This window comes from Methylosinus sp. is20ea, assembly GCF_059718135.1.
This window is the reverse complement of sequence record NZ_AP046088.1, coordinates 1,047,840-1,062,474: the sequence shown is the minus strand read 5'-3', so window position 1 is coordinate 1,062,474 and position 14,635 is coordinate 1,047,840. Positions and strand designations below refer to the sequence as shown.

The 14,635-nt window shown below is 66.1% G+C and carries 10 protein-coding genes; 3 read left to right on the top strand and 7 right to left on the bottom strand.

Annotated elements, in window-relative coordinates; all coding sequences use genetic code 11:
• Nucleotides 1-39: 39 nt before the first annotated feature.
• Both AC6IY7_RS04830 and AC6IY7_RS04825 read right to left on the bottom strand, forming a co-directional pair.
• Nucleotides 40-2,145 carry a diguanylate cyclase gene (locus AC6IY7_RS04830; protein WP_497781920.1) on the bottom strand — a complete coding sequence of 702 codons (2,106 nt, stop codon included), beginning with the start codon at nucleotides 2,143-2,145 and terminating at the stop codon, nucleotides 40-42.
• Between the two features lie 226 nt (nucleotides 2,146-2,371).
• Entirely contained in the window at nucleotides 2,372-4,231 is a 1,860-nt protein-coding gene (locus tag AC6IY7_RS04825) for a putative bifunctional diguanylate cyclase/phosphodiesterase (RefSeq protein ID WP_497781919.1), read from the bottom strand.
• A gap of 478 nt (nucleotides 4,232-4,709) precedes the next feature.
• Between AC6IY7_RS04825 and AC6IY7_RS04820 the strand changes: the two genes are divergently transcribed.
• A complete protein-coding gene (locus tag AC6IY7_RS04820; protein ID WP_497781918.1) occupies nucleotides 4,710-5,222 on the top strand; it encodes a hypothetical protein in 513 nt (170 codons plus the stop codon).
• 46 nt (nucleotides 5,223-5,268) lie between these two features.
• Here the strand turns inward: AC6IY7_RS04820 and AC6IY7_RS04815 are convergent, their stop codons facing one another.
• Together AC6IY7_RS04815 and AC6IY7_RS04810 are read right to left on the bottom strand one after the other, a co-directional pair.
• Nucleotides 5,269-5,652: a cell division protein ZapA gene (locus tag AC6IY7_RS04815; protein WP_497781916.1), complete on the bottom strand. Its 384-nt coding sequence runs from the start codon at nucleotides 5,650-5,652 to the stop codon at nucleotides 5,269-5,271.
• Nucleotides 5,653-5,661: 9 nt separating this feature from the next.
• Nucleotides 5,662-5,955, bottom strand: a complete 294-nt coding sequence (locus AC6IY7_RS04810; RefSeq protein ID WP_497781915.1) for a DUF4164 family protein — start codon at nucleotides 5,953-5,955, stop codon at nucleotides 5,662-5,664.
• Nucleotides 5,956-6,321: 366 nt separating this feature from the next.
• Here AC6IY7_RS04810 and gap point away from each other — a divergent pair, with 366 nt between their 5' ends.
• Entirely contained in the window at nucleotides 6,322-7,329 is a 1,008-nt protein-coding gene (gene gap, locus AC6IY7_RS04805) for a type I glyceraldehyde-3-phosphate dehydrogenase (RefSeq protein ID WP_497781914.1), read from the top strand.
• A gap of 36 nt (nucleotides 7,330-7,365) precedes the next feature.
• Complete coding sequence (locus AC6IY7_RS04800; protein WP_497781913.1) at nucleotides 7,366-8,559, top strand: phosphoglycerate kinase; 1,194 nt, start codon at nucleotides 7,366-7,368, stop codon at nucleotides 8,557-8,559.
• A 13-nt stretch (nucleotides 8,560-8,572) separates the two neighbouring features.
• On the opposite strand, the gene AC6IY7_RS04795 is transcribed toward AC6IY7_RS04800, so the two are convergent.
• The 3 genes from AC6IY7_RS04795 to AC6IY7_RS04785 are packed head-to-tail and all read right to left on the bottom strand — an operon-like array spanning nucleotide 8,573 to nucleotide 14,633.
• Nucleotides 8,573-11,257 carry a molybdopterin-dependent oxidoreductase gene (locus AC6IY7_RS04795; RefSeq protein WP_497781912.1) on the bottom strand — a complete coding sequence of 895 codons (2,685 nt, stop codon included), beginning with the start codon at nucleotides 11,255-11,257 and terminating at the stop codon, nucleotides 8,573-8,575.
• Complete coding sequence (locus tag AC6IY7_RS04790) at nucleotides 11,257-12,882, bottom strand: sulfite reductase subunit alpha (RefSeq protein ID WP_497782783.1); 1,626 nt, start codon at nucleotides 12,880-12,882, stop codon at nucleotides 11,257-11,259. The genes AC6IY7_RS04795 and AC6IY7_RS04790 overlap by 1 nt, the downstream gene beginning before the upstream one ends.
• A complete protein-coding gene (locus tag AC6IY7_RS04785) occupies nucleotides 12,882-14,633 on the bottom strand; it encodes a NirA family protein (protein WP_497782782.1) in 1,752 nt (583 codons plus the stop codon). Before AC6IY7_RS04785 ends, AC6IY7_RS04790 begins: the two co-directional genes overlap by 1 nt.
• Nucleotides 14,634-14,635 lie beyond the last annotated feature (2 nt).

Genomic DNA, 14,635 nt, shown 5'->3' with positions numbered 1-14,635 from the left:
GTTTCGTGACAGCTTGAGCAAAAGATCGACGTGCGACATTTATGTCGCACCGCCGTCCTTTGGTCCCGTCCCATCCGCTTCGGAGAAGATGCGATATTGGTTTCTGCCGCTCGCCTTGGCGTGATAGAGCGCGCGGTCGGCGCGCGCCAGCATCGGATCGGGCCCCTCCGTCTTAGAGGCGAACGGGGCGACGCCGACGCTGACAGTGGCGAGCAGCTCGCCGCCGGGCAGAGTGTAGGGAGTGGCCGCGAGCGCGCAGATTTTCGCCGCCATGGCGGCTGCGCTCGCTTCATCGCGCGCCTTGGATTGGAGAATTGCGAATTCGTCGCCGCCGAGCCGTGCGACGACGTCGCCGGCGCGGCAATGTCCTTTCAGCCGCGCGGCGAGCGCCTCCAGCAGAGCGTCGCCGCTCGCATGGCCGAGCCGGTCATTGACCTCCTTGAAGTGGTCGACGTCGATATAGAGGAGCGCGAAGGCCTCGCCGCCGGCCTCGGCGAGCGCGAAGGCGCGGCGCAGCGCGTCGATGAAGCTTCGCCGATTGGCGAGGCCGGTCAGAGCGTCGGTCTGCGCGAGCAGCGCGATCTGGTCGGCGACCTCCTTGCGCTCGGTCACATCGAGCGCCACGCCTTCGATCAGCTGAGATCGCCCCGAGCGGTCACGCGCGGCGTAGCGGGCGTCGAGCCAGCGATAGCCGCCGTCGCGTCGACGAAAGCGGAATTCGACCATGCCGCCGCGCCTGCCGTCCGCCGCCGCGCGCGCCAGCGACGCGCCGACCTTGTCGAGATCGTCCGGATGAACGCAATCGGCGAGGCTGCTCGCGGGGTCGGTCAGCTCCCAAGGGTCGTAGCCGAACAGCGCGATGTTGTGGGAAACATAGACGAGACGCGGCTTGCGGCCCTCCATGCGCAGACGGAACAGCAGCGTCGGGCTGCGCTCGACCACCTCATTGGCGTCGCGGAGCCGGTCGACATAGCGCTGACGCGCGACCGAGCCGCCGATGATGTCGCCGAGTATGCGCAGCGCGTCGATCTCTGCGGCCTTCCACTGGCGCTCGGTCCGGCAGTCTTCGACCTCGACCCATCCCCATGAGGCGCCGTCGACGACGATGGGCGCGAACAGAACGGAGCGCGCGCCGGCCCGCTCGAGAAAGGCCTTGGCGGGGCCGGGGTCGAGCGCCTGCGTCGTCGCCGTCACCGGCCGGCGCTCGGACAGAGCGGCGAGCAGCGGATCGGATAAAAACGCGCTGCGCGTCCTGTCGGTTTCGAAAAACGTCGCGTCCAGCGTGATCGCAGATTCGGGGCGCTGCCAGAAATGGAGCAGGGACGGGGGGCCGGTCAGCGCCGAGCCGGACTCGAAGACGAGAATGCGGTCGGCGCCGATCGCCGCTCCGACGGATTCGAGCAGATCGGGAATGGCCGCCGCGCTCGGGGCCGCGGTGGTCAGCTCGGTGGCCGCGGTCGAAACGGCGTGAAGCAGCGCGTTGCGCTGATGAAGCGCCGCCGACAGCGCTTCCTGCTCGTGCCTGCGCCGCGACACCGACGTCAGCCAGCCATTGGCGCGCAGGCCGAGGATGATCAGCACGGCGGTGAAGGCCGAGAGCAGCGCCCCCATCGCCGCGGCGGTCGGCTCCCCGCGCGCGAAAAGCGCGATGATCGGCGGCAGCACATCCGGCGCGATGAAGCCGAACATCGCCGGCAGATAAGACGAATTGGTCATGACCGCGCCGGCCGCCATGCCGCCGGCGGCGAAGACGACGAAGGCGTGATAGCCGGCGTCGGGCGTCAGCCACAGGACCGAGGAAGCGATCCCCCACAGGCAGCCGGTGAGCGTCGAGCCGACCGCCCACAGCGACAGGAAGCGCCGCACCGCGTCCGGGGACGCCTCCGCGGCGCGAAAACGGCGGGCGTGCATGACGCGCGCCGCCACCACTATGACGAAGGCGAGAAGCCAGGCGGCGATTTGCGCGTGGGAGTAGAAATCGCGGAAAACGCCGGCGACGATTGCGGCGTTCACCGCATTGAAGACGAGAACGGACTGTCCTTCGGCGAGCATTTGCGCCTGATCCGCCCGGATCGAGGCGTCGAGGGCCTCCGGCTCGACGATTTCCGGCTCCTCGGAACGCGAACCGCGCCCATTACCACCCATAATTCGAACTCCGACGCGCCGCCGACAGAGGAAACGCGACTTTTTGCCGAACTGTCCCGGAAAGCTCTTCAGGAGCAACGGAAATGTCTCTCCGTCGCCGTTCTCGTCGGAATATAGCGCGCTCGTCCGCGGAGTCCGCTTCGTCGCCGCGCGCGCTATGTCGCGCGGGTTTTTTGCTCGAAAGACCCGAACCGGCTCTTTTATAAAACCCGCCCGGCGCCCCCGATCATGCGAGCGACGACGGCGGACGCGCGCCGCCGCCGATTGTTTCGGCGCCGTCGAGGAAAGCGCTCAGCGGTCGCGGCGGGCTGATGACGAAGCCCTGAACCTCGTCGCAGCCGAACTGGCCCAGCATGCGCAGCTGCGTGTCGGTCTCGACGCCCTCCGCCGTCGTCGTTATCCCGAGCTCGTGCGCGAGCGCGATGATCGTCTTCACGATCGTCGCGGCGCGCGGACTGCTCTGCGCCTCCTGGGCCAGGGGCCTGCCGATCTTGATGCGATTCACCGGAAGAGCGTGAAGATGCGCGAGGGCCGAGCCGCCGACGCCGAAATCGTCGAGCGCGATGGAGACGCCCTGCGCCCGTATCGCGGTCAGACAGTCCAGAATGTCCGCATTGTCGGCGAGCCGGACCGATCCCGCGATCTCGATCTCCAGCCGGCTCGGGTCCAATCTCGAGGCGGCGAGGGCCGCGGCGACATCGCTTGCGAAGCCGGTCTTCTCCAATTGGACTTGGGCGACATTGACGCTGACGCGCGTGTCTGGCGGCAGGGCGGCCGCGGAGGCGCAAGCCTCGTTCAATATCCAGGCGCCGATCTCGTATAGGAGGCCGGCCTTCGTCGCGACGGGAAGGAAGTCCTCCGGCGTCCGCAGGCCATCGCGCGGATGTCGCCATCGCAGCAGCGCCTCATAGCCGCAGACGCGCGTGACGCCGAGCGCGACGATGGGTTGAAAATGCAGCTCGAACTCGCCGGCGGCGACGGCCTGCTTGAGATCCTGCCAGATTCGTCGATTGGCCGCGATGCGCGACTCGATTTCGGGATCGAAGAAGCGAAAATGGCCACGGCCGCTCGACTTGGCTTCGTAGAGAGCGAAATCCGCCTTGCGCATCAGCGTGCGCAGATCATAGCCGTCCTTCGGCGCTCGCGCGATGCCGACGCTGACCCCGACCGTCGCCATCGCCTCCTCGAGGTCGAAAGGGGCGGCCATCGCCTCCATCAGTCGCGCGGCGAAGCCGACGACATCCGCGGGCGAGGCGGCATGCGACTGAACCACGGCGAATTCGTCGCCGCCGATGCGAGCGACGATGTCGCCCTTGTTTACGATGGCGACGATGCGCTCGGCGACGGATTTGAGCAGAATGTCGCCGGCTCGATGCCCGAGCGTGTCGTTGATCTCCTTGAAATTGTCGAGGTCGACGCAGTGGATGGCCGCGCCGAAGCCATTGGCGACCGCGGCGGCGATCGCGGTCTCGCCATCCTGCTCCATCGAGGCGCGATTGGCGACGCCGGTGACGGGGTCGAAATAGGCGAGCCGATGGATGCGCTCTTTGCGCTCCTCCTGTTCCAGCGCGATGGCGCACAAATGCACGCAGGTCTCGACGATCGTGCGGTCGAGCGGGCTCGCTCCCCGGCAGGACGGATAATAAAAAGCGAAAGTGCCGACCACGCGATCGTCCGACGCGCGAATGGGAGAGGACCAGCAGGCGCGCAGCCCGAGCGGAAGGGCGAAGGCGCGAAAGTCGGCCCAGCGGGGATCGTGCTCTATGTCGGTGACCTCGACCGGCTCGCCGAAATAGGCGGCGGCGCCGCAGGAGCCGGCGTCCGGCCCCATGCGCATGCCGTCGAGCGACATCGAATAATGATCCGGCAGGCTCGGACCGGCGAGCGGATGCAGCCGCCCCTCGCGGTCGACGGTCAGGACGGAGCAGATGACCGCGGGCGCGAGCCGCTCGGCGCGCCGACACAGCTCGTTCATCGTCTCGCGCAAGGGCTTGCCGCGCGCCAGGCTCTCGAGCACGCTGTGTTGAAGCGCTCGAAGACCCTGCGTCGTGACGTTCGAGCAATTCTCACAGTCGAGTTCGAGCATTTGGCCTCACCCTTGAAGCAATCTTATCCTTTTTCGTCGCATCTCGACCGTATCTATGAGACTCGAGCGCAATCTCCTTCGATAATTCAGCGTCGACGATGGTTACGGGAATGAAAATAATGCGCCGACGTCGTCGGGTCGACCGTCACGCAAAGCATCCGCTTCGGCCGAGTGGCATTATCGCATGTCCGCGCCCTGAAGTGTAGCGCAGAGCTAGAGCGCAATATTTTGTCGCTCGATCAATAAGATCGCCGATGTTTCGGGAGCCCGCGCCGGCTCCGCTCGCGCTCGCGAAAAAAGAGCGGGCGCGAGCGGCGGGGCGCTTCCGCTTTCGGGCGCGGGATCGCGAGGCGGGGATCGCCAGGCTTGCCTTGGCTGCGTCATTGGCTCAGTCTTGCGCAGCCGCGGGCGGCGGCAGGCCCTGAGCAGACGGGGCGCGCCGTCACGAGACAACGACCCGTCGGCATGGGAGAGAAACATGTCGAAATTCGCCACACTGGCGCTCGCCGTAATGATCTCGGCGCCCTTCGCCGCCGCTCCGGCGCGAGCGGTGGAGATCAGCCCCTTTTTCCCGCTGCCCAATTCCTTCGACGTCAAGGGCCCGATCAAGGACGGTGTGCTCGCGCAGCAGATCTCCTGGCTGGAGGACGGCATCGCCGCGATCGAGAAAGCCCGCGCCGGGACCACCGCCCCGGACAAGCTCGCCGAGCTCGACGCGCAGCTCGCCGCGGCGGTCAAGGAGCGCGATATATTGAAGGCCGACGCGGGCGGGCGCGATGTCGAGCTCGCGCGGAAGAATCTCGTCGTCACCAATATCAACCGCTGGATCAATGCGCTCGCCCGCAAGGCGACCGAGCAGCTCAAGATCGCCATCCTCAAGGATGGGGCGGAGCGCGACGCGGCGGAGCGCCGGCACATTCAATTGTCCCAGCAGGCCGACGACCTCGAGAAGGTCAAGCACGAACCCGCCTTCGAGGCGTGGGGACGCTAAAGATCCGGGGGCGCTAAGATCCGGGGACGCTGAAGATCCGGGGCGGTCAGAGACTAGAGGGCGTTTCGCCGCCGCCGGACTGCAGCTCGTGGGAGAGGCGCTCCACCCGCGTCGTCGCATCCTCGAGCACGGCGGCGATCTTCTCTGCGAGAGCGGCTTCGGCCTCTCTCGCCGCGGCCTCTTTCTCGCGCAGGGCCGCGAGCTCCGCCTGCGCGGCCTCCAGCTTGCGCGTCGCGACCCAGGCCTCGTCGGCGAGGGTGAGCGCCGCCATCACGGTGATGCGCTGCTCGCCGACGTCGCCGAATCCCTCGCGCAATGACAGGATCTTGTCCTCGACGAGCTTGGCGAGCTCGTCGAGATGGGCTTCCTCGCCATCCTCGCAGGCCATGCGATAGGTCCGGCCTGCGATCGTCACCACCACATGGGCCATTCGCCGCCTCTAGGTCTGCGTCCGGTCGTCGTCGCCGAGCACGGCGCGAATGCCGAGGCTCGTGCGGTCGAGCCGGGTCAGCACCTCGTCGCGCGTCTTTTCCAGCGCGCTGTTCTGGGCGAGGGCGGCGTCGAGCTCGAGACCCAGCCGGCTGCGGTCGTCCTGCATGACGGCGAGCTCCTCCTCGAGATCGGCGTGCGACAGCTCGGCCTCGATGCGGCGCGTCACAGTCTCCTCCAGCCGCTCCAGCGCGGCCGCGAGCCGTTGCAGCGCGTCGTCGAGCCTATGAGGGACCTGCGTCATATGGAAACCGGACCGATCACGATTAGATTCACTCCATACGAGATGGGTTTACCCCGTACGAATCGTCTTCTCCTAGCATGAATCGCGCAAATCCCAATCCGCGCGGCGGATGCTGCGCCGGAACGCTTTTCGCCGGACGGCGTCGTTCGAGCGATCCGAATTCGCTCCAAACGAAAAACCGGCCGAGAGGCGACCGGCGGCCGCGTTGACAGGGGGGCGCGACCTGTTATCAAGCCGCTCATTCGAGCAGGCGCTCGCCGCCGGAATAGGCGCCCAACCGGCGGCAAAATGGGCAAAGCCCCGATAAGGGGCGATTTGCCGGCCGCGCGAGGCCCGCCCGGGAAGCAGACGAGAAGGAGCACCGCTATGGCCGTGAGAGTGGCGATCAACGGGTTCGGACGCATCGGACGCAATATTCTTCGCTATATCGTCGAGACCGGCCGCACCGACCTCGAGGTGGTGACGATCAACGATCTCGGCTCGGTCGAGACCAACGCCCATCTCCTGCGCTTCGATTCCGTGCATGGGCGTTTTCCGCGCGAGGTGAAGGTCGACGGCGATTCGATCGATGTGGGCTTCGGGCCGATCAAGGTCACGGCGATCCGCAATCCGGCCGAGCTGCCCTATGAGGCGTTCGGCGTCGACATAGCGCTCGAATGCACGGGGCTCTTCACGGCTCGCGACAAGGCGAAAGCGCTGCTCGACGCCGGCGCCAAGCGCGTGCTGGTCTCCGCCCCCTCCGAGGGAGCCGACATCACCGTCGTCTATGGCGTCAATCAGGACAAGATCACGAGAGACGATCTCGTCGTCTCCAACGCCTCCTGCACCACCAATTGCCTCGCCCCCGTCGCCAAAGTGCTGAATGAGGCGGTCGGCATAGAGCGCGGCTTCATGACGACGATCCACTCCTACACGGGCGACCAGCCGACGCTGGACACGTTCCACAAGGACCTCTACCGCGGCCGCGCCGCGGCGCTGTCCATGATCCCGACATCGACCGGCGCGGCCAAGGCGGTCGGCCTCGTGCTGCCGGAGCTGAAAGGCAAGCTCGACGGCGCCGCGATCCGCGTGCCGACGCCCAATGTCTCGGCTGTCGATCTCAAATTCGTGCCGGGGCGCAAGACGAGCAAGGAGGAGATCAACGCCGCCATCATCGCCGCCGCCGACGGGCCGCTGAAGGGCGTTCTCGGCTACACCGACGACAAGAATGTCTCGATCGATTTCAACCACGACCCGCGCTCATCCGTGTTTCATCTCGACCAGACCAAGGTGATCGAGGGCGAGCTCGTGCGCATCCTGTCCTGGTACGACAATGAATGGGGCTTCTCCGGCCGCATGACCGATGTCGCGGCGACGATCGGAAAGCTCATCTGACGAATTCGTTTTTCCTCGTTCATCGGGAAACCAGTCATGCCGTCATTCGACACGCTCGATTCCGCCGATCTCGAGGGCAAGCGCGTTCTGTTGCGCGTGGACCTCAATGTGCCGACCGAGAATGGCGTCGTCACCGACAAGACGCGCATAGAGCGCGTGTTGCCGACGATCGAGGAGATTTCGAAAAAGGGCGGCAAGGTGATCCTTCTCGCCCATTTCGGCCGCCCCAAGGGCGAGCGCAAGGATGAGGATTCGCTCCGTCCCGTTGTCGCCGCGATCGAGGAGACCGCCAAGCGCAAGATCGCCTTCGCCGAGGATTGCGTCGGCGATGTCGCGCTCGCGGCCATAGCGCAGATGAAGAATGGCGACATTCTGCTGCTCGAGAACACGCGTTTCCACAAGGGCGAGGAGAAGAACGATCCCGCCTTCGCCGCCGCGCTCGCCGCGCTTGGCGACGTCTATGTGAACGACGCCTTCTCCGCCGCGCATCGCGCTCACGCCTCGACGGAAGCGCTCGCGCATCTTCTGCCGGCCTATGCCGGCCGCACCATGCAGGCGGAGCTGCAGGCGCTCTCCGAGGCGCTGGAGCATCCGGCGCATCCGGTCATGGCGATCGTCGGCGGTGCGAAAATCTCCACCAAATTGGAGCTGCTCGGCAATCTGATCCGCAAGGTCGACAGTCTCGTCATCGGCGGCGGCATGGCCAATACTTTCCTCGCCGCGCAGGGCAAGCCCGTCGGCAAATCGCTCTGCGAGCATGATCTGCTCGACAAGGCGCGCGCCATTCTCACCGAGGCGCAAACATCGAAATGCGAGATCGTGCTGCCGATCGACGCGACGGTGGCGCAGAAATTCGCGGCCCATGCGCCTTCGCATATCGTCGCGATCGAGCATGTCGGCGAGAGCGACATGATCCTCGACGTCGGGCCGAAGAGCATCGCGCATATAGAGAGCCTGCTCGCAAAGAGCAAAACGTTGGTCTGGAACGGCCCACTCGGCGCTTTCGAGCTGCCGCCTTTCGACGAAGGCACAAACGCCGTCGCGCAGACGGCGGCGCGGCTGACGGTCGAAGGAAAGCTGCTCTCCGTCGCCGGTGGCGGCGATACGGTCGCGGCGCTCAATCAGGCCCATGTCGCGCAGGAGTTCAGCTATCTCTCGACCGCGGGCGGCGCCTTTCTCGAATGGCTCGAGGGCAAGGAGCTGCCGGGCGTCGCCGCGCTGCTGAAATAACGCGGCCTCCGATCTATTCCTCGCAGCACGCGCGCGCCGCCGCGATGGCGCGTTTCAATTCTGGAATGCAGGAGCCGCAATTCGTGCCAGCGCGCAGCTTCGCGCCGATCTCGGCGACGCTGCGCGCGCCTTGCGTGATCGCGCGGTCGATCGTCTTGGCGCCGACCCCGAAACAGGCGCAGACGATCGCGCCGTCCTCCTGCGCCCCATCGGCCGCGCATCCCGACAGCAGCGCCTTGCGCTGCTCGATGGTGAGCCGCTCTTTCTCGAATAGCGCGCTCGCCACGTCGAAGGCGGCGCGCATGTCCTGCCTGCCGACGAAGAGGCACAGATCGACGCGCTGCTCGCGAAAGCGCGCGGCGCGATAGACGCCGCGCGCCTCATCGAGATAATCCGCCGCATCTGCGCCGCCGCCGAGCGAGGCCACATAGTCCCGCCACAGGCCGAGAGCGGCGTCCGAAGCGAACACAAGGCCATGGCCGTCGACGAGCGCGACCTTGGTTCCGAGCGCGGCGAATGCCGGCCGAAGCGGCGCGCGCGAGAGCAGGAAGCCGCGCGATTTGAACGCGACCGCGTCTATGCGCGCCGGCGTCGCCTTCGCCTCCGGCTGTCCCGAATGCGGATCGGTGATCGCCGCGACGAGCGCGCCGACGCGCGCGAAGGACGATGTCTCGTCGCTCCAATGAATCGGCGCGAACAATTGCCCGCGTCGTTGCCGATCGGTGACGACGAGCATGAGCACACATTCGCCATAGCGCGTCGAAACGCGCGCGAAGCCGCCGTCGACGAGGCCGAGCGGAGCGGCGTCGGCCGGGTGAATCTCGACGAAGGGAAAGGGCGAATGTCGCGCGAGGCGCGGGCTTTTCCCCGTGCGCGTCATCGTGTGCCATTGGTCGCGAATGCGCCCCGTGTTGAGGCGAAAGGGAAAGGCCGCGGTGGTCGCGGTTTTCAACGCGGGACGCTCCGGCGCCACGAAGCGCGCCTTGCCGTCGGCGGTGAAATAACCGCCATCGTCGAAGAAGCGCTCGCGTCCTTTCATCTCGCCGGCGCGGATCGGCCAGAACGTCGGGGGCAGCGCATCGAAGGCTTCGTCGGAGAGCTCCGCGAGTCCGCCTATGTCGAAGCTGCGCGCGCCGTCATTCTCGAAAGCCGAGAGCGCCGCATGCTCGCGAAACACATCCGCCGCCGAGCGAAACCGGAAGGCGTCGCCGAAGCCCATGCGCGATGCGACATCGCCGACGATGCGCCAATCCGGCTGCGCCTCGCCTGGCGAAGGCAGAAAGGCGCGCTGGCGCGAGATGCGCCGCTCCGAATTGGTGACTGTTCCGGATTTCTCGCCCCAGGCCTGCGCCGGCAACAGCACATGCGCGCCGGCGGCGATCGTGTCGTTCGACAGCACATTGTCCGAGACGATGAAGAGATCGAGCTTTGCGAGCGCGGCGCGCGCTTCGTCCGCCTGCGGAAGCGAGACCGCGGGATTTGTTCCCATCACCCACAGCGCTTTGATCTCGCCGCGCGCGATGGCCTCGAACATCTGCACGGCCTTGAAACCTTCGCGCGTCGCAATGCGCGGCGCGTTCCAGAAGCGCCGCACGCGATCGACCTCGGCGTCGGAAAAGCCCATATGCGCCGCGAGCTGATTGGCGAGGCCGCCGACCTCGCGCCCGCCCATGGCGTTGGGCTGCCCGGTCAGCGAGAAAGGCGCGGCGCCCGGCGCGCCGATGCGCCCGGTCGCGAGATGACAATGAATGATCGCGTCGACCTTGTCGGTACCCTGCGCCGATTGATTGACGCCTTGCGAAAAAGCGGTGACGACCTTCGGCGTCGCGGCGAAGAGCTCGAAGAAGGTCGCGACATCCACCTCGCGCAGGCCGGCGGCGGCGGCCGTCGCGGCGATGGTCGGCGCGATCTCGCGCGCGGCAGCGAGCGCTTCCGTGAAGCCCTCGGTGTGACGCGCGATGTAATCGTCGCAAGTCGCGCCATTGGCGACGAGATGCGCGAGCAGGCCGCAAAACAGCGCGACATCGCCGCCGGGCGTGATCGGCAGAAACAGATCGGCTTCTTCAGCTGTCGCGGTGCGACGCGGATCGATGACGACGAGCTTCGCGCCGCGCTCCTGCTTGTTGCGCAAAATGCGCTGGAACAAGATCGGATGACACCAGGCCGCATTGGAGCCGACGAGCACGATGAGATCGGCGCAGTCGAGATCCTCATAGCATCCCGGCACGACATCGGCGCCGAAGGCGCGTTTGTGTCCGGCGACTGTCGAGGCCATGCAGAGCCGCGAGTTCGTGTCGACATTGGGCGAGCCGATGAAGCCCTTGATGAGCTTGTTGGCCGCGTAATAATCCTCGGTCAGCAATTGGCCGGAGAGATAGAAGGCGACAGCCTGCGGCCCATGCGCGTCGATCACGCGCTGAAATCCTCGCGCGACATGGCCGAGCGCTTCGTCCCAGCTCGCGCGACGCAGTTCTGCGCCGGAACGGATCATCGGATGCAGCAATCGTTCTTCGAGCGACAGCGTTTCCTGCAAGGCCGAGCCTTTGGAGCACAGCCGTCCGAAACTCGCCGGATGCTCCGGGTCGCCGGCGACGATCGCGCCGCCGCGCCCGTCCGGCGTCGCCAGCACGCCGCAGCCGACGCCGCAATAAGGACAGGCGGTCGCGACGGAAACGCTGCTCGGATCGACTCTCTGCATCAATAGACGTCCTGTCGATAGCGGCCGCTCTTCTTCAGTTCCGCGACGAAGGCGACGGCTTCGTCTGTGGCGCGCGCGCCATATTGCGCGACAATGTCGACGAGCGCGCGCTCGACATCCTTGGCCATGCGCTTGGCGTCGCCGCAGACATAGATATGCGCGCCCTCGGCGATCCAGGCGAAGAGATCGCGGCCGACCTCGCGCATGCGATCCTGCACATAGAATTTCTCGGCGCCGTCGCGCGACCAGGCGAGCGACAGGCGCGTGAGCAGGCCGGATGATTTCATCGCGTTGAGCTCATCCGCATAGAAGAAATCGCAATCGCTGCGCTGATGGCCGAAGAACAGCCAATTGCGGCCGCGCGCGCCGATCGCCGCGCGCTCCTGCAGAAAGGCGCGGAATGGCGCGACGCCCGTGCCGGGGCCGATCATGATGATCGGCGTGTCCGGATCTTGCGGCAGCGAGAAGCCGTGCGACGCCTGCACATAGACTTTCGCCGGCGCGCCGATGTCGATGCGTTCGGCGAGAAAGGTCGAGGCGACGCCATAGCGTTTGCGCTTGCCGATCACATAGCGCACGGCGTCCACTGTCAGCGACACGCATCCCGGCGCCGTCTTCGGCGAGGAGGAGATGGAATAGAGACGCGGCTGCAAGGGCTCGAGCGCCTCGACGAAGGCTTCCGCATGTGGCCGCACGCCCGGAAATTTCATCAGCGCCGCCAGCACGTCGAGATCGGCCGCGTCCTTGTCCGGGTCTTCGCCCTGCGCCAGCGTGCGCGCCTTGGCGCGGGTCTCGCCGCCGGTGAGGAAGGAGATGAGCTCGAAGAGACGATCCGGCGCGGGCGACAGCGCGCAATCATCGCGCAAGGCCTCGCGCAGGCTCTTGCCTTTCACCGGCGCGAGCGGCGAGGCGCCGATCATGGCGATGATCTGATCGACAAGGCCGAGATCATTCTGCGCGAGCACGCCGAGCGAATCGCCGACAGCGTAGTCGAGTCCGCTGCATGAGAGATCGAATTCGATATGCCAGGTTTCTTTTTCAGATGCGGGCTTGTTCAGTCGCCGCCGCGACAAGAAGAGCGCGTCGACCGGATTGTCGCGCGAGCAGCCTGGCGCGGACGCCGGATGCGAGCCTGAAGGCTCGCGCTCCAGTTCCGGCTCTGGACTGCGAGCCTTCAGGCTCGCATTCTCGGCGGATGGCGGGGCGCCGAGTTCTTCCGCGAGCGTCTTCAACATGCGCGCGGTTTCCTTGCCGCCCGGCGCGCAGAGATTGAGCCGCTGCTCCTTGCGCGCGAACAGCGCTTGCGCATAATTGTGGCAATCATAGCCGCATTGGCCGCAGTCCTGCTGCGCCATGGCGGCCATCATGCGCCGTTGCAGCGGACGCCCTTGCGCGAGCGTCATGCGCTCCTGCAATTGCAGCGTCTGGTCATGCCAGGGCGCGGCGCCATCGTCGCCATCGCCGGCGATCGCCGCATTCTCGGCGGGCGACAGAGCCACGACGCCGGCGTCGTCCATCGACATGAGTCCGGCGAAGAATCCATTGAGCCAAGCGCGCTGCTCCTCGGAGAAGGGCGCGGAAGGCGGGATGAGCTCGAGCCTCTGCGGCTGCGTGATCTTGGTCATCATTCGGCCTCCGCGATCAGTCGCTTCAATGCGTCCGTGTCGTGACGCCGCGTGAAGGCGGAAAAGCTCTCCTCGGCCATCGCGCGATGCGCGAGATAGGCGCGCAATAGGCTCTCGACTTTTGCGGGCGCGTCGCTCGCCGCGACATTCTCGAATAATTCGCGAGCGATCGCGCCTTGCGCGCCAAAGCCGCCGCCGACGACAATGTGATAGCCTTCGACCGTGTCGCCCTCGTCATTGATCGCGACGCGCGCGCCGACGAGGCCGATGTCGCCGATGTAATGCTGCGCGCAGGAGTGACGGCAGCCGGTCAAATGTATGTTGAGCGGCGTATCGATTGCGACTCTCGCCTCGCAATGGGCGGCGATCTCGTCTGCGTGCCTCTTCGTGTCGGAGGCGGCGAAGCGGCAGCCGACATTGCCGGTGCAGGCGACGAGGCCGGCGCGGATCGGCGACGCCTTGGTCGAAAGGCCGATCGCTTCGATCTGCGCGAGCGCTTCGTCGACGCGCGCGTCGGAAACGCCGGAGATCAGCAGATTCTGCCAGACGGTCAGCCGTATGTCGCCGTCGCCATAGGCGCGCGCGATCTCGGCGAGGCCGCGAGCCTCCTCGCTGGTCAGTCGACCGAGCTTCAACGCCACGCCGAGCCAGTTTTTCTGCGCCTGCTTTTGCGCGTGAACGCCGATATGCGCGAGCCTGTCGAAATCGGGCCGCGGAGCGATCGCTTCGGCGGGCTCGCGCAGCAGGGCGTGGCCGAGCTTTGCTTCGACGAGCGTCAGGAAATCGTCGAGACCGAGCCGATCGAGCACATATTTCAATCGCGCCTGCGCGCGATTGGTGCGATCGCCGGTCTCGATGAAGACGCGCAAAATGGCGTCTGCGACGTCAACGGTCTCGTCGGGCGGAACGATGACGCCGGTGTCGCGCGCGAGATCTTTGTGGCCTGTGATTCCGCCGAGCGCGAGACGGAAATAGACGCCCGGCTGGAGGCCGTGACCTTCGACGATCTCGATCGCCTGAAAGGCGACGTCATTGGTGTCCTCGAGCACGGCGATGCGGCCGCCGCCGTCATAGGCGATGTTGAATTTGCGCGGCAGGCCGGAGAGCGAACGGTCGTTGAGAATATGAAAATGCAGCGCCCGCGCCAGCGGACGCGTGTCGATGAGCTCCTGGCGGTCGATCCCGGCGGTCGGCGTTCCGGTGATGTTGCGAATATTGTCGGCGCCGGCGCCGCGCGTCCACAGACCGAGGCCCTGCACGCCTTCGATCATCGCGACGGCGTGCTTCGGCTCGATCTCGCGAATTTGGAGATTAGCGCGCGTGGTGACATGCAGATAGCCGCCGCCGTGACGATCGGCGAGATCTGCGAGGCCGGCGAATTGCCAATGCGTGAGAACGCCATTCGGAATCCGCAGGCGACACATATAGGAGGTTTGCGTCGGCGCGACATAGAACAGCCCATGATAGCGCCAGCGGAAATTATCGGCGGGCTTCGGCGGCTCATTACCCTTCGCCTGAGCGACGAGGCGCGTATAGGCGTCGAAAGGATGCTCCTCGCGCTTGATCTTTTCTTGATCATTGAGCTTGCCGCCGCGCGCGACGGCGCGATCCTGCGCCTCGAAATGAAGGGCGTCCGGGCCGATCGGCGTTTCTTTCGTCGGCGCAGGACGGCGCATGGCGCGCGACGCCTGAAAGCCGGAGGCGAAGCCTTCGAGATAGCGCTTTTGCTTGGCTGTGAAATCGCCCGCCATGG